This window comes from Pseudophaeobacter sp. EL27 (assembly GCF_900313025.1).
Lineage (GTDB): Bacteria > Pseudomonadota > Alphaproteobacteria > Rhodobacterales > Rhodobacteraceae > Pseudophaeobacter.
Genome location: NZ_OMPQ01000009.1, coordinates 292,590 through 317,096 on the forward strand (window position 1 = coordinate 292,590; position 24,507 = coordinate 317,096).

Sequence of the window (24,507 nt, forward strand, 5' to 3'; positions counted from 1 at the left end):
TCATGGACGGCACCGTTCTTGTTGCAGATGACGATCGCACTATTCGCACGGTGCTGACGCAGGCGCTGACCCGGGCGGGTTGCCGGGTCCATGCGACCTCTTCCCTGACAACCTTGATGCGCTGGGTATCGGAGGGAAAAGGCGATGTGGTGATTTCAGATGTGGTCATGCCGGATGGCAACGGTTTGGAAATGCTACCAAAAATTGCCCAGGATCGCCCGGGTTTGCCGGTTATTGTGATTTCAGCACAAAACACCATCATGACCGCAATCAAGGCAGCCGAGGCAGAGGCCTATGACTATTTGCCCAAACCCTTTGACCTGCCGGAGCTGATGAAGCGTACCGCCAAGGCCTTGTCTGAAAAACAAAAATCCCCAAGCAGCAGCCCGGTTGCCGAGCAAGACCGCCCAGAAGATCTGCCCCTGGTGGGGCGGACCGAGGTCATGCAGGCACTGTACCGGCTCATCGCGCGGGTGATGAACACCGATATGCCTTTGATGATCACCGGCGAAAGCGGCACCGGGAAATCGCTGATTGCCCGTGCTGTGCATGATTTTTCTGATCGCAGAACCCTGCCGTTTGTCATCGCCTCTGAGACAGATCTTATGGCGCTTGAGGGGCCTGCGCGGCTGTTGTCCGAGGTCAAAGGGGGCACCTTACTGATTGATGAGTTGGTTGATTTGCCGGATGAGGCGCAGGCACGGCTGGTGCGGATGATGGATTCGCCCGGCTCCCACGCGCCGCGGATCATGGCGACAAGTCAAAAGGATGCGGCTGCTGCGATGGAGAGTGGTGGGCTGCGGCAGGACCTGTATTACCGGATTTCAGGTACCGAGCTGCGCGTGCCGAGCCTACGTGAAAGGGTGGAAGACATTGCGCTCTTGTCGGCGCATTTCTTGATCAAAGCGGAAAACGACGGCGCGCCGCACCGTCGCTTCAGCGATGAAGCAAGCGAGATGATGCGCCATTGCGCCTGGCCGGGGAATGTCCGCCAGTTGGAGAATCTGGTCCGGCGGCTGGCGTTGACGGCGCGCAGCGAGGAGATATCGCGCTCCGAGGTGGCGGCGGCTTTGGGGCCACAGACAGAAGCCGGGCCAATCATCGGCGGTGCGGTCAATGAAAAGCTGGCCGATTCGGTTGCCCGCCATTTGCAGCGCTATTTTGATCTGCATGGAGATATTCTGCCGCCTCCGGGGCTTTATGCCCGCATTTTGCGTGAAGTCGAGGCGCCCTTGATCGAGATTGCCCTGACCGCAACGGCCGGAAATCAGGCCAAATGCGCCGAACTTTTGGGGATCAACCGCAATACGTTGCGAAAGAAGATCACCGATCTGGATATTGAGGTGACACGCCGTCGCAAACTGATGTAATATCGCCACAGAACTGTGGTAGCCCCTGCTTTGCGCTGGTGGCAACCGCGATATATGGCGGTTGGCTGGATTGGCCACACATCAGAATGAGGGTGTTGCGTGGCTCAAAAGTCACAACTTTGGATGGGGCGTGGCCGGTTTATGGCCATGGACCGTTGGCGTAAAACACGCCAGGCCCGTAATATCGGCACGCTGGGCATGGTGCTTCTGGGCCCGCTTCTGGCGCTGCTGACCTTCCTTATTTTTGGCCCGCTGGGCCATGGCGCCTCCTCCCGGCCGCTACGTCTGATTCTGCTGGCGGACATGGTCTATATCATGGCGATCGCAGCTTTGGTTTTGACTCAGATCGTGCGGTTGTTTGCGGCGCGGCGCTCTAAGTCGGCGGGATCTCGCCTACACCTGCGCCTGATCGGGGCCTTTGGGTTTCTGGCGCTTGGACCAACCGTGATCGTTGCTGTTTTTGCGGTGCTGACGGTGAATGTTGGGCTGGAGGGCTGGTTCTCGCAACGGGTTCGGCAGGTGATTGGCAGTTCGCTCGCAGCGGCTGAGGCCTATCAGGAAGAGCAGCGCCGCGACATAACCACCGATGCGCAGGCCCTGTCCCGGTTCCTGGATCAAAGCCGCAGCCGTAGCTACTTTATCAATGATGCCGAGCTGCGGCAGGTTCTCACCCAGGGGCAATTGCAGGTCCAACGCGGATTACGTGAGGCCTATGTCATTGACGGCACTGGCCGCATTCGTGCCCGAGGAGAGCGGTCCTACGAGTTCGATTTTGAACGCCCCAGCGCTGAGGATATATCCAGGGCCAGTGCTGAGGGGATGAGTATTATTCAGGACTGGGACAACAATGAGTTTCGTGCGCTGGTGCGGCTCAACGCTTTTGTCGACCGGTTTTTGTACATCAGCCGCGATGTTGATGGCACCTTGCTGAACCTGCTGGATGAAACCAAAGAAACCGCGCGGTTATATCAGCAGTTGGAGAATGAACGCGGCAGGGTGCTGTTTGAGTTTGGCCTTTTATACATCGGCTTTGCACTGATCTTGGTTCTGGCTGCCATGTGGTTGGGGATTTGGTTTGCCGAACGGCTATCTCGGCCGGTGGGTCGGCTGACTGTTGCGGCCCAGAGAGTTGGTGGTGGGGACTTGAACGCTCGGGTACCCGAAGAAGACGGTGGCGATGAGATTTCCCAACTGGGGCATTACTTCAACCAAATGACCCACGAGCTGCGGGCGCAGCGTGCTACTTTGCTGGAAAACACCAGTCAGATTGAACGCCGACGTCGGCTGTTTGACTCGGTGCTTTCTTCGGTCACCTCAGGCGTTGTAGGGCTGGATGACGAAGGAAAGATCACCTTTGTGAACCGTTCGGCTGAGCGGTTGTTGGATTGGCATGAAGACCAGCAAACGCTGGCGCTTGCGGTTGCAATTCCGGAATTCGGCCCGCTGTTTGAAACGCTGCTGGAGGGCGGTGGCGAGGCTGAACAGGGTGAAGTCAAAGTGACACGCCAGGGGCAGCTGGAAAACCTGCTGGTACGGATGTCACGGCGGCGCGGCGATGATGGCAAGCTCGAAGGCTATGTGGTGGCCTTTGATGATGTGACCGATCTGGTCAGCGCTCAACGAATGGCGGCCTGGGGGGATGTGGCGCAGCGGATTGCCCATGAGATTAAAAACCCGCTAACCCCGATTCAACTGAGTGCGGAGCGGATCAAGCGCAAGTTTGCCCCGATGCTCGGTGAGGAAAACAGCGACAAGCTGCAATCCATGACCGATGTGATTGTTCGTCAAACCAATGACCTGCGTCGGATCGTCAATGAGTTCTCCAAATTTGCGCGCATGCCTGAGCCGGAGCGTCACGAAGAAGATCTGGTCACCCTGGTGCGGGATGCGGTGACGCTGCAACAGACCGGTCAGCCGGGGGTTGCCATTTCTGCGAAGCTCCCTGAGGGGCCGCTTTGGGCGGATCTGGACTCCACTATGATTGGGCAGGCGCTGACCAATCTGATTAAAAATGCCGGTGAAGCGATTGAAACGCTGACCCAAAAACAACCCGACACAGCGGTTCAGCCGCAGATCCATATCTCACTCCATGTGGCGCAGACAGGAGGCTATGAGATCACCATTGCCGACAATGGCATTGGTCTGCCGGAGGATCGCGCGCGGCTGTTTGAGCCCTATGTGACCACCCGAAACGAGGGCACGGGTCTCGGGCTCCCAATTGTGAAGAAGATTATCGAAGAACATGGCGGCGCTCTTACGCTTGAAGATGCGCCAGTTTTTGAAGGGCACCAGCATTGTGGTGCCATGGCAGTTATTCGTCTGCCCGCAGCTGCCAGCGCGGAGCAGAAGAACCGGAATACAGTGAAAGCAGGTCTGACATGAGTGACATTTTAATTGTTGACGATGAACGTGACATTCGCGAGTTGATATCTGACATCCTGGAGGATGAAGGATACGCGACACGAAAGGCCGGCAATTCAGAGGATTGTATGGCGCAGCTCAATCAGGAACTGCCCTCTCTGCTTATTCTGGATATCTGGCTCAAGGACAGCCAGATGGATGGAATTGACATCCTCAAGACGGTGAAACGCGACAACCCCGAGGTGCCGGTGGTGATCATTTCGGGCCATGGCAACATTGAAATTGCCGTGGCCGCGATCAAACAGGGCGCATATGACTTCATTGAAAAGCCCTTCAATATTGATCAGCTGATGGTGGTCATTCGCCGCGCCATGGAGGCCTCGCAGCTGCGGCGCGAAAACACCGATCTGCGGCGCAAGGAAACGGGCGGCTCGGAAATGGTTGGTTCTTCGGCCTCCTTCCGTGGCCTTGTTGGCCAGCTGGACAAAGTCACAAAATCCAATGGCCGGGTGATGCTCAGCGGTCCGGCAGGCAGCGGCAAGGAGATTGCTGCCCGCTACATTCACCTGAATTCTGCCCGGGCCTCGGCCCCCTTTATCACGGTGAGTTGTGCCGGGATCGAGCCGGATCGGATGGAGGAGGTCCTGTTTGGCCGTGAGAGCTCTGAACGCGGGGTGGAGCCAGGTCTGTTGGAGCAGGCCCATGGCGGCGTGATCTTCTTTGATGAGGTGGCGGATATGCCGCTGGGGACGCAGTCAAAGATCCTGCGTGTTTTGGTGGATCAGCAATTCCAGCGTGTCGGTGGCAATGACAAGGTGCGGGTTGATCTGCGGGTTATCTCGGCGACCAATAAGGACCTTGAGGCTGAAATCAATGCCGACCGTTTCCGCCAAGAGCTGTATCACCGCCTGAATGTGGTGCCGATCAATGTGCCCTCACTGGCAGATCGGCGGGAAGATATTCCGCAACTGGCGGAGTATTTCATTGCGCAGTTCAATGAAAGCCAGGGCTTGCCCCTGCGTGAGCTGGCAGATGAAGCCGTTGCCCTGATGCAGACGATGACCTGGCCTGGCAACGTGCGTCAGTTGAAGAACATGGTTGAGCGGGTACTGATCCTGGGCGATGGCACCGGGCCGATTGAGGCAAAAGACCTGCCGCGCGAAGAGGAAAAAGTCGCGGATGAAGGGCGGGTGGTGCTGTCCGGTGCCTTGGCAACCCTGCCACTGCGCGAAGCCCGTGAGGCCTTTGAACGGGAATACCTGCTGACGCAGATCAACCGCTTTGGCGGCAATATCAGCCGTACGGCCTCGTTTGTGGGGATGGAACGTTCCGCCCTGCACCGGAAGTTGAAGTCTCTGGGAGTTGTCACCTCGAACAAGACCGGGGCGCGTATCGCCCATGTGGAAAAAGAAGATGATATGGTTTGAGGCTGGTTGCCTTAAACCATCATTACTGGGCGTTGATGCCGGACGTAGTGGCCAAGCCTCGCATAATGGCCCAATCCGGGGCCATCGCTCTAACGGCTAGTTGTAAGAATTGCGGCCTAAGTGGGGGCCCTATAGCGGTGGCAGAATAATCGTGTTGCCGTTGCTTTGCTGGACGGCGCAGGCGTTTTCAGGCAGTCCGGTTGCCCGCTGATTGCGCCCGGGAAGGGATTGCAGCGCGGCGATCTGCTCTTTGCTGCAGCGCGGCAGCTCCAGGCGACGATAGCCCTTTTGCGCCATGCAGCGTTGTTCCAACTGGCTGCGCAGCCCCAGGTTCACATCCACAGTGTAGGTTCCGCCGTCCACCCAATAGCCGGGGGTCGTCCAACAGTTGCCATTGTTGCAGTGCTGTCGTCCCGGATAATAGACCGGGGGCCGGTGGCGGATCTGATTGGCCACGGGGGCATCTTTCAAGGCATTGACCTTGCAGGACAGCGTATCGCTATTGGTCCGTGTCTGGTCGCTGCCCGTGTTGTAATAGACCGGCAGCGGACCACAGGCGACAAGCCCAAGAAAGACAAAAGAAATTGCGCTGGTGCGTGGAAGTTTAAACATGAGATCAGAATGCTGCATCCTGGCGGGAGTTACAATTGATTTGACCCCCCTGATGGCTTCTGGCATTCAAATCTGGCGAAATGGCGCCCAAGGGACAGTGGCATGAAAGTTATTATCTGTGGTGCAGGCCAGGTGGGCTGGCAGATTGCCCGTCACCTCTCTGCGGAGCAAAACGATGTCACCGTCGTCGACAATAACCCTGAGCTGGTGCGCCGCGCCACGGATACGCTGGATGTGCAGGGGGTTGTCGGGTTTGCCTCCTATCCGGATATATTGGACCGGGCAGGGGCCCGTGATGCGGATATGATCATCGCAGCCACCCATTCGGATGAGGTCAATATGGTCACCTGTCAGGTGGCGCATTCGGTGTTTTCGGTCCAGCGCAAGATTGCGCGGCTCAGGGCACGCAGCTATTTGACCGCGATCTATTCGGATCTTTATCGGCGCGAACATTTGCCCATTGATGTGGTGATCAGCCCGGAACGTGAAGTGGCCGCGGCAGCGATGCAGCGGCTTTCGGCCCCGGCGGCCTTTGATACCGAGATTTTCATGGAGGGCGGCGCCCAGCTGCTGGGCATTCAGATCGATGAAGACTGCCCGGTGGTGAATACCCCGTTGCGCCAGCTCACCGATTTGTTTTCGACCCTGCGCGCCATTGTTGTCGGTGTGCGCCGCGATGGAACGCTGTTTGCACCAGAGCCGGGGGATCAGCTGTTTATTGGCGACAGTTGCTATGTCTTTGCCCATGTCGATGATGTGGACCGCACCATCGAAGTCTTTGGCAAGGTGGAAAAACGCCAGGACCGGGTGGTGATTGTTGGCGGCGGCAATGTTGGCCTGGAAGTGGCCAAGGCACTGGAAGGCGGCGCCAGCCGTATCCGCGCCAAGATGATCGAGAAAAGCCGCAAATGTGCGGAACATGCGGCTGAGGCGCTGGAACGCACCATTGTGCTCAACGGCGATGGCCTGGATCGCTCGTTGATGATCGAGGCGGGCATTGACCGGGCCGACGCGATGCTGGCGGTCACCGATGACGATAAGACAAACATGCTGGCAGCGGTGCGGGCCAAAGCAGAGGGCTGCCCCTTTGTGATCGCCTTGATCAACGACCCAACCCTGCTGCCACTGTTGTCACCACTGGGCATTGACGCTTTCATCAATCCGCGCGCTACCACTGTGAGCTCGATCCTGCGCCATATTCGATATGGCCGGGTGCGTCAGGTCTATAGCATTGGGGATGCCGAGGCCGAGGTGATCGAGGCAGAGGTGATGAGCACCTCACCCATGGCTGGTAAAGCAATCCGCGATATCGACTTTCCCGAAGGCGTTTTGGTCGGCGCGGTACGCAAAGGCGACGAGGTGCTGCGCCCGACCGGTGGGCTGAAGATCGAGACCGGCGATGTGATCGCCCTCTTTGCCATGGCAGATGACGTGCCCGAAGTGGAGCGTCTGATGCAGGTTTCAATCGACTACTTCTAGGATGGGGCGCCGCAACAAGACACCCAACCGGCTTTTGCGATTGCCACTGTTTCTATTGATCTGGAGCATTGCGTCGCTGGCCATGTGGATCCCGGCGGTCCATGCCTTGGCTTTGGATGACCACCCGACCTCCAGGGCGTTTTTCTACACCGGCGTCCTGGGTTTGTTTCTGGTTACACTTGCAGGCTTGTCGCTGGGCAACAGGGTGCCGCGATATGGTATGCCGGGGCAATTGCTGTCACTGCTTGCCACCTTTGTGATTCTGCCACTGTTTCTGGCGGTGCCGGTGCAGGACGCGCTGCGCAACACAAGTTTTTTGAACGCTTACTTTGACATGGTGAGCGCGGTGACCACCACAGGGACCGACATCTATGCTGATCCCGATAGGCTGCCGCCCAGCGTCCATCTGTGGCGCGCTATGGTGGCCTGGCTGGGTGGGTTGTTGATGTGGATCTCTGCCTCAGCCGTTTTGGCGCCCTTGTCACTGGGGGGCTTTGAGGTGACGGCGCGTGGTGAACCCGGCGGTGGCACTGCCGCGCCCTCCCAGATCCAGGATGCCGACCCAAAGCAACGTCTGATCGAAATCAGCCGCACCCTGGGGCCGGTCTATGGCGGGCTGACACTGGTGTTGTGGATCTTGTTGATGATCACCGGCGAGACGCCTCTGGTTGGTTTGAGCCATGCCATGTCTGTCTTGTCGACCTCTGGCATTTCAGCAGTTGGCGGCGTTGAAAACGGCAGCGGTGGCATCGGCGGCGAAATGGTGATGTTCCTCTTCATGTTCTTTGCCCTGTCCCGGCTGACCTTCTCCAACGACACTGTCACCGTTGGCTCTGGCAGATTGGATAAGGATCCTGAATTCCGCACCGGGCTACTGATTATTGTCGGGATGCCGCTTTTGCTGATCCTATGGCATTGGTTCAGAACCTTTGACGTTGGCACTCATAACGATCCTGTGCAGGCGCTCAGATCTTTTTGGGGCGGTCTGTTCACTGTGATGTCCTTTTTGTCCACCACCGGCTTTGAAAGCGCCGATTGGGAGACCACGCGGGAATGGTCCGGGCTGCAAACGCCGGGGATGATCCTGCTGGGGCTTTCGGTGATTGGCGGCGGAGTGGCCACCACGGCAGGCGGCGTAAAACTGCTGCGGGTCTATGCGCTTTACCTCAATGGTATGCGCGAGATGGAGCGCCTGGTGCATCCTTCCTCGGTGAGCGGTGAGGGCAGCGGCAACAAGCGACTTCAAAGCAATGGTGCCTTTGTTGCCTGGGTTTTCTTCATGCTTTTCGCCCTGTCGCTGGCGTTGATCTCGATTGCCCTCTCCGCAGTCGGAAGCGATTTTGAACACTCCCTGATCCTGGCCATCGCGTCGCTGTCGACCACGGGCCCCCTGACGGAAATTGCAGGCGATGCGCCAATCGTCCTCACCAGTCTCGCCCCTGTGGCCAAGCTGATCCTCTGCTTTGCCATGGTTCTGGGGCGGCTCGAGACCCTTGCGATTATCGCACTTTTGTCTCCAAATTTCTGGCGCAGCTAGGCAAAGGTGGCTAACCTCTCTGTGTATGGGACGTTTTTCGGCTGGAAACTGCCAAAATCTGCGTCCATAGTCGTAAACAATAAGGCGCGCTGGTCCGCAGCGCACTGCAAGAACAAAGGCGAAAGAAAACAATATGGCTTCGGACAGACAGAATTTGCAGGATGCATTCCTCAATCACGTTCGCAAAACCAAGGTTCCAGTAACAATCTTCCTGATTAACGGGGTCAAGCTGCAGGGTGTGATCACCTGGTTTGACAATTTCTGTGTGCTGTTGCGCCGCGATGGTCAGTCCCAACTGGTTTATAAACACGCGATTTCCACCATCATGCCGGCCCAGCCGATCAGCCTATATGAAGGCGAAGACGCCTCTTGATGGAGCACGACAGGATCCGCACCCGTGCCTGGGTGTTACATCCGGATATTAAATCTGATCAGGGGCGACGCCCTGCTGAACCCGCTTTGGCGGAAGGTGTTGCCTTGGCCGAGGCGCTGCCTGATCTTGACGTAGTTGGCTCGACCGTTGTGCGCCTGCCAAAGGCCCATGCGGGGATGTTGTTTGGCTCTGGGAAAATTGAAGAGCTGAAAGAGCTGTTGCACAGCAACGAAGTTGATCTGGTGTTGATTGATGGACCGGTCTCGCCGGTGCAGCAACGTAATCTGGAAAAGGCGTGGAAAGTCAAAATCCTCGACCGTACCGGACTGATCCTCGAGATCTTCTCGGATCGGGCGCGCACCCGCGAGGGTGTGTTGCAAGTTGAGATGGCGGCGCTCAGTTATCAGCGCACCCGTTTGGTGCGCGCCTGGACCCACCTGGAGCGTCAGCGTGGTGGATTGGGATTTGTCGGCGGACCCGGCGAAACCCAGATCGAAGCGGACAGGCGGGCAATCGATGACCAATTGGTCAACCTGCGACGCCAATTGGCCAAAGTTGTCAAAACCCGGACCCTGCACCGGGCTGCACGGGCCAAGATCCCATTCCCGATTGTCGCGCTGGTGGGCTATACCAACGCAGGTAAGTCGACCCTGTTCAATCGGTTGACCGGGGCAGAGGTGATGGCCAAGGATATGCTTTTTGCGACCCTTGATCCAACCATGCGCCGGGTCGAGATGCCAGACGGGCCAGAGATCATCCTCTCTGACACGGTTGGGTTTATCTCGGATCTGCCGACCGAACTGGTGGCGGCTTTCCGGGCCACACTGGAGGAGGTGCTGGCAGCGGATGTGATCCTGCATGTGCGCGATATCAGCCATGAGGACAGCCAGAACCAGGCCAATGATGTTGCGGCGATCCTCTCGACCCTTGGGGTGGATGAAAACCGCGCCCAAATCGAGGTTTGGAACAAACTCGACCAGTTGCCTGATGATATTGCCGAGGCGCGCCGTGCCCGTGCCGCCCGCGAGGAAGGCATTCACGCGATCTCTGCCATCACGGGCGAGGGGATCGAGGCGCTGCTCGATGATGTTGCGATCAAGCTGGAAGGTGTGCGCCACGTCGAAGATTTCACGCTCACCTTTGCGCAGGGCAAAGAACGCGCCTGGCTGTTTCAGCAGGACGTAGTGATCAGCGAAGAGCAGGGCGAGGAAGGCTTTGAGCTGACCGTGCGCTGGACCGAAAAGCAAAAGGCTCAGTTCAAAGCGCTGTAAGAGGCCTGGCAGAACGGGTTGCACACAAGAGCGCAGAGATCTCTCTGCGCTCTTTATCATTTGCCGGATCAGCTGGGGTTCTGGGTCTTTTGCCGAGCCAGAACAAAGGCGGTGACAAGTGGGCCAATCAGCTCAAACCCGGCGGTGGTTCCAATGGCCAGGGCGGTGATTTGGTCGCCATAGGCAGGGAATTGTTCGGAAGCAGCAAGCGCCATGCCGATGGCAACCCCTGCCTGTGGCAGCATGGCTGCGCCATAATAACGGCTCTCTAGCCGTGGCGCCCGCGCTGCAGTACCGCCGATCCAACCGCCAAGAATGCGCCCCAAAACACGCAGGATGGCAAAGGCAACCCCAGCACTACCTGCCAGGGCCAGGGCTTGGGGATCAAGAGAGGCGCCGGCCAGAACAAAGAAAACAATCAAAAAGGGCCATTCAATACTGCGCATCTCGGCAAAGGCGCGGCTGTGGTGGCGGGTATGATTGACGATGACGGCGCCAACGGTCATGCCGGCGATCAGATAAGAGAGGTCCAGCATCAGCGACAGGCCCGCTGTAAGGAACACCAGACCCAGCCCTTCGATCCTGAGGGGTTCACCATCGGAAAAGCGGCCGATGAGGATGGCGCCAGGCCAGCCGATAGCAATGCCCAGCGCGATAGAACCGCCAAGCTCATAGGCGGCGGTGAGAAGGGGGCTATCTGTGCCGCCGGTGTCGCCAAACAGGTTAAGAGCAAGCATCGTCAAGCTAAAGGCCAGGAGCCCCCAGGCATCATCAATGGCCACCAGGCCCTTGAGCCGTCTGGTAAAACCCGTGTCCTGACCGGATTGTTCGATGACATCATAGGTCGCTGCCGGGTCGGTTGCAGTAGCCAGAGCCCCCAACACCAACGCCAGGGCAAAGGGCAGGCCAAAGCCCCACAATCCGAGGGTTACCACCGCTTGGGTCACCAAAACCACCGAGAGCGAGACAAAGATCACGATGCGCCCATGGCCGCGCAGATTGTCCAACGAGAGCGAGCTGCCCAGTAAAACCGCCACTGCGCTGAGAGCCACAATTGCCACAACCGGGTAGAGATCGGTGATTGTGCTCGGCAGCAGATCAAAGCCGGCCTGGCCCACCACCAGGCCAAACCCCAGCAATAGCGTCACCCGCGGCAGGCGCAATTGTCGCCCGATGCGATCCGCCGCCAGCCCGACAAAGAACAGCAGGCCCAGAACAATGAGCGGCGTGGCAAGCTCTTGCATAGCAGATCAGTTCCTAGGGGTGATGGTGGTGATCCCAACGGCGGCCGCACGGGCGAGGTCTTCGTCCAGCGACATCGGAACATATTCGCCGCGCCGCCACAGCTGGGCCATGTCATCGTAGTTGCGTGACAGGAAATGCCCGGACTGGCCGGTGGCAAGGATAAACAAGGAACTGTCCGGATCGGCAAAATCATAGACGCCGCGATAGCCTGCCGCATGAATGTTGTGGAACGGATTTGGACCTTTTCCAGAAGTCAGCCCCCGTTGCAGGGTATTGTCGCCGCCACTGGTGGACTGACGGATGTTCACAAAGAACTGCAAAATGGGAACGCTGCCGAGGGTCTCGTGATCCTGGGTGGCCTGGTGCGCATCGCCCCAGCGTAGCGATTCCAGAGCGGGGCCATAGCGCTCTTCGATCCAGATCAGGGCGTCATCCAGCGCCAGTCGCGCCATATCAGTGCAGCTTTCCTGTGGTGCGCTTTGGCGCACGTCACACCAGCTGCCGGCCCCGCCCACATCGCGGTAGACCCGTTCGATGAACAGGGGATCCACCTGGGTGAATTCATCTGCCAGCGGGCCCAGGTCATCGCCAATCAGGCGGGACTGAAGCGCCCGCAGCCAGGCGGCATAGAGTAGCGGTTCGGGCAGATGTTCGTTCATTTCGCCATTCCACTCGGACAGCAGCGACAAGGCGATCTGGCGCTGTCTTTCCCGGCTGCCTTCTTCGGCAGCACCGCCGGTGAACCACAGATCGGCCCCAATTAGCGGCAGCAGCGCGCGCGCGGTATAAGAAACGGTGTCAAGCTGTGCTTCCATAAAGCTGTCCCGGGTATGCACTTCGCGGCTTTGCATCAACAGGCGCCAGCGGTTGATGCGCTGTGTATCTCCCCAGGTGTAGGAAACATGGTTCGGGAAGGGGCGTTCCAGGATTTTGTTGTTGGTATTGCCCAGGATCCCGCCACGCGGACTGACAAATTCTGGGTTGGCGGCATAGGGCGCGCGCCCGAGCCAACGGTTCACCCTTTGCCAGCCCTGACTGGGCAGGCGGCCCATGCTGTGATGACGGGCGTCGCGTGCCGGAAAGGCGCCAACGGTTTTCTGGGCAATTGTCTGGCTATCCGCCAAGATCAGGTTCTGCGATGGCGCGATGAAGCCTTCGCCTGCGGCAATGGCTTCGCGCACATTTGAGCTGCGCATCAGCTCGATGGCCGCAGTGAGCGAGCTGTCTTGCGGGTTGAGCGCTGTCCAGCCCAGGCTAACCACATGGCCCGGCGGGGTGATTGTTGACAGCCCAAAGAGAGAGCCCGGCAGAACCGGCCCATTTTCGCTCCAACGCAAGGTAAGGGTCACCGGAGGGGCATCCTTGATCTTGATAATCGAGGGGCGACTGGTGAAGGTCTGATAGCCTTGGGGGCTCAGGTATTCCTCCGGGTTTTCCGGGTTCAGCTTTTCGATGAACAGGTCCTGATCATCCAGAAAAGAGGCGGTAATGCCCCAGCCCAGTTGCTCTGATCGACCGGTGAGGATTGCCGGGATGCCGGGGATCGTGCCGCCAATGACTCCACCAGTTGCCAACTCCATGCGCGCCAAATACCAGTTTCCCGGTGCCGAAAGCGCCATATGTGGATCGTTGGCCAGCAGGCTACCCCCCGCAGCAGAGCGATTGGGCGCGGCAGCCCAGGCGTTGGAGGCGCCGCCAAAGCCGCGTGGCGTTACCGGAAACAGGCTTGTCTTTGGGGGGTGCACAGCTGCGCTGGCATAGCGGGGCAGGTCGGGGAACAGGCTGGCGTATTCGGGCAGGGCCGTGATGCCTTTGCCAGGGGCGTCTGGCAGAATATCCTGCAACCGCGCCGGATCGGCCAGCGCCAGCGAAGTCCGCGCCCGCAGCACCTCATCCTGCAGATGATTTGATGACCGCAGTGCCATCAGTTTCATCATGGCAATACTATCGGCAGGCTGCCAGGGGGCCATCGGCATGTTGAACAGGAACATTTCGGGTGCGCCACGCCCTAGAGCCTCTTCGTTGATTTCCAAGATGCGCGCGTTCACCCCAGCGGAATAGGCCTTGAGAGACTGTAGTGCTTCGGCGGATTGGGCAGAGACGGACTGCTGCGACAAACCATAAAGATCCAGACGGCGGACAAACAGATCGGTGTCGAGTGTGCGGCTGCCAAAGACCTCCGACAATCGTCCCTGGGCCGTGCGTCGCAGCACTGCCATCTGCCATAACCGGTCCTGAGCATGGGCGTAACCGAGGCCAAAGTACACGTCTTCATCGCTGGCCCCATAGCTGCCAAAAATATGCGGAACATTGGCGTTATCACGGATGATGTTTACCGGCGCCGAAAGGCCTGGTAGCGAAATTTCCTTATCGTATTCAGGCAGAGACTGCGCCGCGAGGTAATAGGCAAGGCCACTGGCGATGACTGCCAGGAGAATCAGTGTCGCAGCCAGCCGCAAAAGCCAGCGAAAAAGACGTGCCATCAAGTGCCTGTTTCCTATTTTTTATGGCTTTGGCGCCTTGCGTGCGATTGCACCTCGCCGGACCGGTGTTAGGGTGTCGCCAACATAAGCCAGTTCAGAACAGGGGAAAAGCAAATGGCAAAAATCGCGTTTTTGGGGCTGGGGGTCATGGGCTTCCCGATGGCTGGGCATTTGCAATCGGCAGGCCATGACGTCACCGTTTACAACCGCACAAGTGCCAAGGCCCAAGCCTGGGCTCAGACCCAGGGCGGCAGTTTTGCTGCAACCCCGCGTGAAGCGGTTGAAGGCGCAGAATTTGTGATGTCTTGTGTCGGTAATGATGACGACCTGCGTTCGGTCTGTCTGGGGCCTGATGGGGCCTTTGGCGGCATGACTGCTGGCAGCGTCTTTGTCGATCACACAACCGTTTCCGCCAAGGTAACACGCGAGCTTTCCGCCCTGGCGGCGGAAACCGAGATTGCATTTGTTGATGCGCCGATCTCTGGCGGGCAGGCCGGCGCGGAAAACGGCGTTTTGTCAGTAATGTGTGGCGGTGATCTTGCGGCTTATGAGCGGGCCGAGCCAGTGATCGACGCCTATGCCCGTATTTGCCGTCGCATCGGCGATACTGGCGCGGGCCAGATGACCAAAATGTGCAACCAGATTGCAATCGCCGGCCTGGTCCAGGGTCTCAGCGAAGCGCTGCATTTTGCCGAAAAGGCCGATCTGGATGGGCGCGCCGTTGTCGAGGTGATCAGCCAGGGCGCGGCAGGCAGCTGGCAGATGGCAAACCGCTATGAAACCATGCTGGATGACGAGTTCGAACATGGCTTTGCGGTGGACTGGATGCGCAAGGATCTAGGCATCTGCCTGGATGCAGCAAATGAAACCGGGGCCAGCCTGCCAGTAACAGCTCTGGTGGATCAGTTCTACAAAGAGGTGCAAAAGCTTGGTGGCGGGCGCTGGGACACCTCCTCTTTGGTCAAGCGTCTGCGGGCATTGGATTAATCAGGTAAATACGCATAGAGCTCCAATTGGTCTGGAGCACCTGAACAAAAATGGCCGTGCAAAGTGATTTGCACGGCCTCTAACTTTCAATCCAAGTTTGATTGACACTCCTGCGGCGTCAGAAAAGCTGCCTTAGGGGATGATGCGGGTATATTTGGTGCCTTCCAAGGTCGCGCCGAGCCGCAACCCTGCCTGACCAAAGACCGCGGCAAGAATGGGCGAGGTCAGCGTGTTGGTATCTGCTGTGATGGAATTCCCATCGTCGCGCACAACATATTCTAGATCCGCGCCAGCCGCCCAGCCCGAAGAGCGGCGGAACCCGCTGAGAGCATCCTGGGTCATAAAGAACAGAACATGGGCATATTGCTGGGCGCCGATTTGCAGCCCGGCATTGCCCTTTACAGTCGAGTAATAGTCCACAGTGGCGCCATTGATGAGCAGGGCGCCGCGGCCATAGGCACCGCCGACAATAAACCCGGCTTCGGTCACCAGCGGCATGACCAGCATGCCAGTAGATTTTGCGGCCAGGGTTTGGGTGTTGGGATAGAGGTTGTACATCTGATTCAGAGTTGAATCGACGCGGGCATCAATGGTGGCCCCGTTGTTGCTGCCAATACCATTACCACAGGCTGCGGTGACGCCTGTTCCGGCCAAAAGGCTGAGGGTAAAGCCACGACGTGACATGCGGTCAAAAGATTTTCTGCTCATATATCCAGTTGCCTGTCCTGGAGCTCGAAACGGAGAGATAAGGGTGGTTTTCCTGCCCTCATATCGTCCCGAGCGGTGTCAAGTTAAAGGCCGGTTTTCCGGCTCTGACCGCATTTATAGGCATTTTCTGGCCAAGTGTCATCACTTGGCCAGCAGGAAGAACGAAAAATGGGCGACATATTGCCCTTTTGGATTCACCTTCTTGTGAGTTCACTAGCGAGGCTGGGCTGTTATCCGTTGAGGATCCGCGCCGTTTGTGGGGCAAAATAGCTTAGGATCCCGTCGCAGCCGGCGCGTTTAAAGGCCAGCAGGCTTTCCAGCATGACCTTTTCGCCATCGATCCAACCATTCTGGGCAGCCGCCTGGATCATCGCGTATTCCCCAGAGACCTGATAGGCAAAGGTGGGGGTGCCAAAGGTGGATTTCACCCGGTTACAAATGTCCAGATAAGCAATCCCCGGTTTGACCATCACCATATCTGCGCCTTCCTGCAGGTCGCGTTCGATCAGGCGCAGGGCCTCATCTGTATTGCCAGGGTCCATCTGATAGGTCTTTTTGTCCCCCTGCAGCGCACCGGAGGCCCCAACAGCATCGCGAAACGGTCCGTAATAGCCAGAGGCGTATTTGGCGGAGTAAGACAGGATTGCGACATTGCGATGGCCAGCTGCTTCCAAAGCGCTGCGCATCGCCCCAATGCGCCCATCCATCATATCCGAGGGGCCAATGATGTCGGCGCCGGCCTCGGCCTGAGCCAGGGTCATCTTGACCAGGGCCTCAACGGTTTCGTCATTGAGGATCTCGCCATCTACCACATAGCCGTCATGGCCGTTGATATTATAGGGGTCCAGGGCAACATCGGTCATGACTGCGATATCAGGGGCCACCGCCTTGATGGCGCGGATGGCGCGGTTGCACAGGTTGTCCGGGTTCCAGGCCTCGGCGCAGTCTTCGGTCTTGAGCGCTGCATCTGTGTAGGGAAACAGGCAAATCGCTGGAATGCCCAGCGCCTGTGCTTCAAGCGCGGCCTCGGCGATTTTATCAACAGAGCGGCGCACCACCCCCGGCATAGAGCTCACCGGCTCCTCAATACCCTCGCCATCGCGCACAAAGACCGGCCAGATCAGATCATCGGTGGTCAGGGTATTTTCGCGCACCAAACCCCGGATCGCGGGGCTGACCCGGGTGCGGCGCAAACGGGCGGCGGGAAAGGGGGCGACGGTCGGCTTCATCTGGAACTCATCTGTTAGTGTTGTACGTCGCCTTGGATCGCATAGAGGCCCAACCCCTTGCAAGTGGCACAATCGCCGCGTTTTTAATTGCGGCGGGACAGGCGGCTATTGGGGGACTTGTTTAACCCCAACTGACAGAGGATATAGGGCCGGTGGAAAAGAGGCCGGTTTGCTGTGACCGGCTGTTGCCTTTTACCTGCAAAAGGGCCAGTTCGGTCGGCACTGTGATCGCGCGTGATGAGAGGCATAGACGTTTTGAGCTTGTTTGAAACCCTGTCCGAGATGATTGATCTGCGGTCCTTTTCCAATCTCTGGTATTGGATCGCACTGGCTGTTCTGTGGTCGACCCTCAGCCACCGCATCCTTGGCGTACCGTTTGACATGGTCGCGCGTGCCCGAAAATATGGCGGGCAATCGGCGCAGGATCTGCATGATCTGGTACGCATCAATGTGAACAGGATGATGTTTGTGGTTCATTCCGCCGGTGTCTGGCTTCTGGGGCTGGCCTGCTTTGTGTTGTCCGTTCTGGCGACACTCGGCTTTGTGCTGGGGGTCGAGATTGCCCAGGCGGTGTTTTTGCTGGTGTTTCCGCTGTCTTTGGTTGTTCTGGTTAATCTCAGGACGGCGCAGAAGATCCTGCAAAACGAGGCGCAAGAGGAAGAACTCTACAAGGCAATCATCACCTGTCGGCTTGTTATCCAGCTCTTGGGCATGGTCTGCATCTTTGTCACGGCGCTTTGGGGCATGTATCAGAACCTGAATATCGGTCCGCTGGGCGGTTAGGCACTGGCCGCATCCCCAGCGGTGCCCAACTTTGATCTCAGGGATCCGGAAAATAAGCCCGTCTCGGAAGTGATCCGAGAACAGATGTTTTAGAGGAGAGGCGCGATATGGCGCAACGAGCGATTACCATGGGCGGCGCCCCCGAGGGGTTTGATGCCCGGCTGATCCTGAATGAGCTGGAGAAATCCGGTGAGCCCGTGCTGCATATCGCCCGCGATGACAAGCGGATGGAGGCGATGCGCGCTGCGCTGGCCTTTTTTGCCCCTGAGATGCCGGTGATCGTTTTTCCCGGCTGGGACTGTCTGCCCTATGACCGGGTCTCACCCAATGCGGATGTTGCTGCGTCGCGCATGGCCTGTCTGGCGGCGCTGGTGCACCAGATGCCCAAACAATTCATCCTGCTGACCACCTTGAATGCGGCCAGCCAGCGGGTGCCGACGCGGGAAGTCCTGCGCCAGGCGGCCTTTTCCGCGCGGGTGGATCAGCGGGTGGATGAAAAATCCCTGCGCGAGTTCCTTGTCCGCATGGGCTTTGTCCAAAGCCCCACAGTAATGGAGCCCGGCGACTACGCCATCCGCGGCGGCATCATTGATATCTTTCCCCCTGGTGACAGCGGCCCGGTTCGCTTGGATTTCTTTGGCGATGTTCTGGATGGCATCCGCCGCTTTGACCCGGCCAGCCAGCGCACCACGGAAACGCTGGACCTGATTGAGCTGGCCCCGGTTTCTGAGGTGATCCTGGACGAGGCCGCCATCACCCGGTTCCGCCAGAATTACCGGATCGAATTTGGTGCCGCTGGCACCGATGATCCGCTGTATGAAGCGGTGAGTGCCGGGCGCAAACACCAGGGCATTGAGCATTGGATGCCGTTTTTCCATGAGAAACTGGAAACGCTGTTTGACTACCTGCCAAAGGCGACAGTGACGATAGATGATCAGGTCACCCCCGCGCGTCTGGCACGTTGGGACAGCATCGAAGACCAATATGAAACCCGCAAGATCGCCATGAGCCAGAAGGGGCGCATGGATACCGTCTACAAACCCACCCCGCCGGGGTTGCTCTATCTGGATGATGCCGCCTGGGAGGCCGCCGTTGCGCTGTTGCGCCGTATCCAGTTGCACCCCTTGGCGCAGGCCTCGGGGCCTGGTGTGGTGGATGCCGGTGGCCGAATAGGGCGCAATTTCTCACCCGAGCGCCAACAGGAAAGTGTCAGCCTTTTTGGGACTTTGGCGGACCATATTAAGGTACGCCTGCAGGAAGGGCCGGTGGTTGTTGCTTCTTATTCTGAGGGTGCACGCGAACGCCTGACCGGGCTGATCGAGGACGAGGGACTGGCCGAGGTCATTGCGGTGATGGATGGCACACGGATTGGCAAATCCGGGCTGCATCTGGCCGTCTGGGCCTTGGAGCATGGGTTTCAGACCCCGAATATGACGGTGATCTCAGAGCAGGATGTTCTGGGGGATCGTCTGATCCGGGCGCCCAAGAAACGCCGCAAGGCCGAGAATTTCCTGACCGAGACGCAGTCGCTCAGCCCCGGTGATCTGGTGGTCCATGTGGACCACGGCATTGGTCGGTATCAGGGTATGGAGGTGGTCTCGGCCGCTGGAGCCGCTCATGAATGCCTGCTGCTTGAATATGCCGAGCAATCCAAGCTCTACCTGCCGGTTGAGAACATCGAGCTTTTGTCGAAATACGGCCACGATGAAGGGCTGTTGGACCGACTTGGCGGCGGCGCCTGGCAGGCCAAAAAGGCCAAGCTCAAAGAACGTATCCGTGAGATGGCGGATAAGCTCATCCGGATTGCCGCAGAACGGGCGCTGCGCCGTGCCCCGGCGATGGATCCGCCGCCGCATGCCTGGGAGGAGTTTTCGGCCCGGTTCCCCTATCAGGAAACCGATGATCAGCTGCGCGCCATTCAGGAAGTGATGGCGGATCTGACCTCGGGCCAGCCGATGGATCGCCTGATCTGTGGCGATGTGGGCTTTGGCAAAACCGAAGTGGCCATGCGCGCGGCCTTTGTGGCGGCCATGTCTGGCGTCCAGGTGGCCGTTGTGGCCCCAACCACGCTGCTTGCGCGCCAGCACGCGGCCTCCTTTGCAGAGCGATTTCGGGGTTTCCCGTTGGAAGTCAGGCAATTGTCGCGCTTTGTTTCGGCAAAAGATGCAGCCAAGACCCGCGAAGGCATGGCCAAGGGCACGATTGATATCGTCATCGGCACCCATGCACTGCTGGCCAAGAACATCCGTTTCAACAATCTCGGCCTGCTGATCATTGATGAGGAACAGCACTTTGGTGTTGGCCACAAGGAACGGCTGAAACAGCTGCGTTCGGATATCCACGTGCTGACGCTGACCGCAACACCGATCCCGCGGACCCTGCAGCTCAGCCTGACGGGCGTGCGCGATCTGTCGATCATTGGCACCCCGCCAGTGGACCGTCTGGCGATCCGTACCTACGTCAGCGAATTTGACGCCGTCACCCTGCGTGAGGCGCTGTTGCGGGAACATTATCGCGGTGGTCAAAGCTTTTACGTGGTGCCGCGCATCTCGGACCTGCCCGAGATCGAGGCCTTCCTCAAGGAACAGCTGCCCGAGCTCACCTATGTTATGGCCCATGGTCAGATGGCGCCGGGCGAGCTGGATGACCGGATGAATGCCTTTTACGATGGGAAATATGATGTGTTGCTTGCGACCACCATCGTGGAAAGCGGGCTGGATATCCCTACCGCCAATACCATGGTGGTGCACCGCGCCGATATGTTTGGCCTGTCGCAGCTCTATCAGATCCGGGGACGTGTCGGACGCTCCAAGACGCGCGCCTATGCCTATCTAACCACCAAGCCGCGCCAACGCCTAACCCCGGCGGCTGAAAAGCGTCTGCGGGTGTTGGGCTCACTGGACACGCTTGGGGCCGGCTTTACCCTCGCCAGCCAGGATCTGGATATTCGCGGCGCCGGCAATCTGCTGGGGGAGGAACAGTCAGGCCAGATGCGCGATGTCGGCTATGAGCTCTATCAGTCGATGCTGGAGGAGGCGATTGCCAAGATCCGTTCCGGTGAGCTGGAGGGCCTGAGCGATGGCGACGCTCAATGGGCACCTCAGATCAACCTCGGAGTGCCGGTGCTGATCCCGGATGCCTATGTGCCGGATCTGGATGTGCGCCTTGGTCTTTACCGTCGCCTGTCCTCATTGACGACCAAGGTGGAACTGGAAGGGTTTGCTGCTGAGCTGATCGATCGGTTTGGGAAATTGCCCAAAGAGGTCAATACCTTGATGCTTGTTGTTCGCATCAAGGCGATGTGCAAACGCGCCGGGATTGCCAAACTGGACGCCGGGCCAAAGGGCGCGACAATTCAGTTTCACAACGACAAATTTGCCTCGCCGCAGGGGCTGGTTGATTTCATCCAGGGACAGAATGGGCTGGCCAAGGTCAAGGACAACAAAATCGTGGTGCGCCGTGACTGGAAGAAAGACAGCGACAAAATCAAAGGCGCCTTTGCCATTGCCCGCGATCTGGCCGAGCGTCTGATTGCCGAGCGGAAAAAAGCAAAAGCTAAGTAAACATTGATGAAGAGCCCGGTCAGGTTGATCGGGCTTCGGGGCTAGCTGCCACAGCAGCTCTGCGGTTGCATGGCAACCTGGGCGCAGCCACAAGAGGCAAAGACCCCATACGAGCGCGCCTGTGCAAGGTCGAGCTTTTGTTTGATGTGCTGGATCTCGACAGTCTCGCCACGTGCATCGAGACAATCGTACAAGCCTTTGAGGCTCCATACATTATCCGGATGGACAGAGGCGCGGGACAGGGTGTCATCCAGCCCAAGATCAGCGCGGTAAACCGCTTCTGCTTCCGTGTTATGACCCTGTTCCAACAAAAGCGCCCCAAGCGCATGGCGGGTGGGCTGCATCCAGCCCCAGGGTTCATCATAGGGCAGGTTGTCATCCAGATCGACCGAGCGGCGCAGGTGTTCATAGGCCAGCGCATAGTTTTCTTTGCGGTATTCAATCTCGCCACGTAGCATCTCGCGGGCGATTTCCAACAGATCCACCACGCGGTTGTTATGCATCAGACGGCTCTCTGGCACCCGGGCCTTGGCGGTTAGAAAGCGCTGCTCCTCCGCCTCGGCCTCTGCCACTTGGCCAGTGGCGGCATAGCCAATGGCGCGAGCATAGTGGGTGGTTGCGGTCAGGGTGCAATAAAGGCTCGGGTCCTCTGGCAGTTGCAAATCGATGCAGTCCTGCCAGCGGCCAAAGCGGATCAGGATATGGGGGTGCATCGCCATATAGGACTCAAAGTAATCCGCCATCGGCGGGCTCTCAATACGCAGCATTTCCTCTGGCGTGGTTTCCCACAAGCCAGCATTGGCCCGCAGCGCTGGTTCCATTTGTCCAAGGAACAGAGCGCCATAGATCACGAAGTGATAGTCGTGCTGGCGGTAGCCTGTGTAGATGTTATAGGCGCCTTCGCGGGCGTAATACTTCAGATCCGCCTTGATCGCCTCTTCGTTCCACAACACCACATCGTGGTAATTGCCACAAAGCACATCGATATGGGTGGGCATATGCACCAGATGCCCCGCATCCGGTACCAGGCGGCGCAGCACATCGGCGGCCGTGAGGGCCTTTTCCGGGGTGGGAGACATCTCCATTAGATGCACATAGAGGTGCAGCAGGCCGGGATGGGTCATGGCACCGGGGGCAGTTTCCATCGCCGCCTCTAGCACCTGCTGGGCCTCTAGTGTGGCCGCGCCTTTTGCGGGGGCGCCGGTTTTGAGATCCCACATTTTCCAGGGCGTCAGATTGAGCAAGCTTTCGACGTAGACGGTGCGCAGGTCAAGATGTGTGTCGCATCGGGCAAAGGCCTGACGCATGGCATCAGCAAAATCAAAATCCCAGCTATGCATGTCCTCGACCAGCTCGCGCTGCGGATAGCGCGCTTGCAGGGCTTTGATCAGCAGGGTTTCGGGCTCAGAACAGCCCTCAATATGGGCCAGTGCCTCCTGGCTGGCATCATAGGCTATGGCCAGGGCCTCAGCCCGGCCTGGCTGGTCATGCAGCTCCCAGGGCATGTTGTAGTTGGGACCAGAGGCATAAGCGAGCCCCCAATGGGCCATGGCGCAGTTTGGGTCATGGGTGAGCGCCTGTTTGAAGCAGGCGACGGCCTCTTGATGGTTATAGCCGTAGGTCCAGATCAACCCGCGATCAAACCACAGCTGCGCCTGCGGAGAGGCAGTTGTTATCGGACAGGAATAACTGCCCAGATCATACGGATATTCCATGAAAAAACCTCCCCAAATATCTGGAGAGGTTAGGAGTTTTACAGACCAGCGACAAGCCGGTGATTGTAGGCCGCGCCTGACCTTATAACCGAGCTTCAACCCGGGCGATATGCAGCATCAGCAGGTAGCTGATACTGGACATGACCAGAATACCCAGGGTGATTGGCAAGAGTGTTCCATCAAAGAACAACCCAATAGGGGCCGCGATGACGGCGGCAAACACGGTGGAAATTGCCCCAATGACAGAGGCGGCCATGCCGGCAATATGCCCCATGGGCTCCATCGCCATGGCGTTGAGATTACCCAGGGTGGTGCCGGCCATGAAGAAGATGCTGGTTTGCCAGACGACAAACAGACCAAAGGCCACAGCACCAGGGAGGTTAAACCCTTCAAGGGTGAGCATGAGGCCAGAGAGGATGATCTGGCCGGCCAGGGACCAGGTCACGATGCGACGCATGCCGATGCGCACCACAACGGCGGCATTCAGCAGGCTGGCGCTGCCGGAGATCAAGGCCACAAGGCTGAACCAAAAGGGAAAGCTGTCGGCGCGATCAAAAATGATGTCATAGATCTGCTGCACCATAGTGATCATGGTAAAAAGCATCGCCAGACAAAAGGTCTGTACCACAATCGACAGGCGTACTGTCGGATGTTGGATCATTTCCTTGACCGCAGCCATCATCAACGGCAACCGAAAGGCACGTCTGTTTTCAATCGCCAGAGGTTCAGGCAGGCGCAGCATGGTCCACAGGGCAATGATCAGGGCAAACAGGGCAAAGGCCGCAAAAATTCCGCGCCAGCCAGCGATCAGGATGACAAACTGACCCAGCATTGGCGCAATTGCCGGAACCAGCGTAAAGATCATCATCGCGATCGACATCATACGCGCCATTTCGCGGCCGGAATACAGGTCACGTACGATGGCGATGGCAACAACCCGTGGCCCGGCTGCCCCCAGCCCCATGACCACCCGCGCGATAAGAACCAGCTCCAGCGAAGAGGAGGCCCAGGCGACCCCGGCAGAGAGGATGTAAAGCGTCGCCCCGGCAATGATCACCGGTTTGCGACCAAAGGCATCCGAGAGCGGGCCAGTGAAAAAGGTGCCAATGCCCATACCAAGCACAAATGAGGTCAGGATCAGCTGGGCCCGGTTGACGTCGGTCGGGCTCAGCTGGGCGCCAATCTCCGGCAAGGCAGGCAGCATTGCGTCGATGGAAAAGGCAATCGTGGCCATCATCATTGCAACCAGAGAAATGAATTCGGCCTTAGACATGGCCTGGGCGGGTTTGGTCGTCATTGGGATCCTCACAAGAGACATCGGGGATCCTGAAATTGAATCCGGGCCGGGCCTCGTCACCACTCGG

17 protein-coding genes are annotated in these 24,507 nt (G+C 58.4%); 10 read left to right on the forward strand and 7 right to left on the reverse strand.

All coding sequences use genetic code 11. The features are described 5' to 3' along the window. Positions 1-2 precede the first annotated feature (2 nt). The 3 genes from ED661_RS09125 (at position 3) to ED661_RS09135 (ending at position 5,158) form a co-directional block, all read left to right on the forward strand. Complete coding sequence (locus ED661_RS09125) at positions 3-1,370, forward strand: response regulator (RefSeq protein ID WP_122073613.1); 1,368 nt, start codon at positions 3-5, stop codon at positions 1,368-1,370. Positions 1,371-1,511: 141 nt separating this feature from the next. Beyond that, the gene (locus ED661_RS09130; protein WP_174214177.1) at positions 1,512-3,752 is read left to right on the forward strand and encodes a PAS domain-containing sensor histidine kinase; all 2,241 of its coding nucleotides are present in this window, start codon (positions 1,512-1,514) and stop codon (positions 3,750-3,752) included. Beyond that, a complete protein-coding gene (locus ED661_RS09135; RefSeq protein ID WP_122073615.1) occupies positions 3,749-5,158 on the forward strand; it encodes a sigma-54 dependent transcriptional regulator in 1,410 nt (469 codons plus the stop codon). The genes ED661_RS09130 and ED661_RS09135 overlap by 4 nt, the downstream gene beginning before the upstream one ends. Positions 5,159-5,287: 129 nt before the next feature. Here ED661_RS09135 and ED661_RS09140 read toward each other — a convergent pair whose 3' ends face one another. Then, complete coding sequence (locus tag ED661_RS09140) at positions 5,288-5,770, reverse strand: hypothetical protein (protein ID WP_122074081.1); 483 nt, start codon at positions 5,768-5,770, stop codon at positions 5,288-5,290. Positions 5,771-5,872: 102 nt separating this feature from the next. Between ED661_RS09140 and trkA the strand changes: the two genes are divergently transcribed. From trkA to hflX, 4 genes are all read left to right on the forward strand, one after another. After that, a complete protein-coding gene (gene trkA / locus ED661_RS09145; RefSeq protein WP_122073616.1) occupies positions 5,873-7,249 on the forward strand; it encodes a Trk system potassium transporter TrkA in 1,377 nt (458 codons plus the stop codon). A gap of 1 nt (position 7,250) precedes the next feature. Beyond that, positions 7,251-8,786, forward strand: a complete 1,536-nt coding sequence (locus ED661_RS09150) for a TrkH family potassium uptake protein (RefSeq protein WP_122073617.1) — start codon at positions 7,251-7,253, stop codon at positions 8,784-8,786. A gap of 133 nt (positions 8,787-8,919) precedes the next feature. Next, the gene (hfq, locus tag ED661_RS09155; RefSeq protein ID WP_008204623.1) at positions 8,920-9,159 is read left to right on the forward strand and encodes an RNA chaperone Hfq; all 240 of its coding nucleotides are present in this window, start codon (positions 8,920-8,922) and stop codon (positions 9,157-9,159) included. Then, positions 9,159-10,430, forward strand: coding sequence for a GTPase HflX (gene hflX, locus ED661_RS09160; RefSeq protein WP_122073618.1), 1,272 nt, complete (start codon positions 9,159-9,161; stop codon positions 10,428-10,430). Before hfq ends, hflX begins: the two co-directional genes overlap by 1 nt. Positions 10,431-10,498: 68 nt before the next feature. Here hflX and ED661_RS09165 read toward each other — a convergent pair whose 3' ends face one another. After that, positions 10,499-11,674, reverse strand: a complete 1,176-nt coding sequence (locus tag ED661_RS09165) for a cation:proton antiporter (protein WP_122073619.1) — start codon at positions 11,672-11,674, stop codon at positions 10,499-10,501. A 6-nt stretch (positions 11,675-11,680) separates the two neighbouring features. Next, positions 11,681-14,158 (reverse strand): penicillin acylase family protein, encoded by a 2,478-nt coding sequence (locus tag ED661_RS09170; RefSeq protein ID WP_122073620.1) that lies wholly within the window; start codon positions 14,156-14,158, stop codon positions 11,681-11,683. A gap of 114 nt (positions 14,159-14,272) precedes the next feature. On the opposite strand from ED661_RS09170, the gene ED661_RS09175 reads away from it, so the two are divergent. Beyond that, on the forward strand, positions 14,273-15,145 hold the full coding sequence (locus tag ED661_RS09175) for an NAD(P)-dependent oxidoreductase (RefSeq protein WP_122073621.1): 873 nt from the start codon (positions 14,273-14,275) through the stop codon (positions 15,143-15,145). Positions 15,146-15,277: 132 nt separating this feature from the next. Here ED661_RS09175 and ED661_RS09180 read toward each other — a convergent pair whose 3' ends face one another. Both ED661_RS09180 and hemB read right to left on the reverse strand, forming a co-directional pair. Further along, positions 15,278-15,853, reverse strand: a complete 576-nt coding sequence (locus ED661_RS09180) for a YSC84-related protein (protein ID WP_122073622.1) — start codon at positions 15,851-15,853, stop codon at positions 15,278-15,280. A gap of 230 nt (positions 15,854-16,083) precedes the next feature. Further along, positions 16,084-17,082 carry a porphobilinogen synthase gene (gene hemB / locus ED661_RS09185; protein WP_122073623.1) on the reverse strand — a complete coding sequence of 333 codons (999 nt, stop codon included), beginning with the start codon at positions 17,080-17,082 and terminating at the stop codon, positions 16,084-16,086. Between the two features lie 255 nt (positions 17,083-17,337). Between hemB and ED661_RS09190 the strand changes: the two genes are divergently transcribed. Together ED661_RS09190 and mfd are read left to right on the forward strand one after the other, a co-directional pair. Beyond that, positions 17,338-17,865, forward strand: a complete 528-nt coding sequence (locus ED661_RS09190) for a component of SufBCD complex (RefSeq protein WP_122073624.1) — start codon at positions 17,338-17,340, stop codon at positions 17,863-17,865. Between the two features lie 107 nt (positions 17,866-17,972). After that, a complete protein-coding gene (gene mfd, locus ED661_RS09195) occupies positions 17,973-21,428 on the forward strand; it encodes a transcription-repair coupling factor (RefSeq protein WP_122073625.1) in 3,456 nt (1,151 codons plus the stop codon). 41 nt (positions 21,429-21,469) lie between these two features. On the opposite strand, the gene ED661_RS09200 is transcribed toward mfd, so the two are convergent. After that, a complete protein-coding gene (locus tag ED661_RS09200) occupies positions 21,470-23,143 on the reverse strand; it encodes a tetratricopeptide repeat protein (protein ID WP_122073626.1) in 1,674 nt (557 codons plus the stop codon). A gap of 82 nt (positions 23,144-23,225) precedes the next feature. Next, entirely contained in the window at positions 23,226-24,440 is a 1,215-nt protein-coding gene (locus tag ED661_RS09205; protein WP_122073627.1) for a multidrug effflux MFS transporter, read from the reverse strand. Between the last annotated feature and the right edge of the window lie 67 nt (positions 24,441-24,507).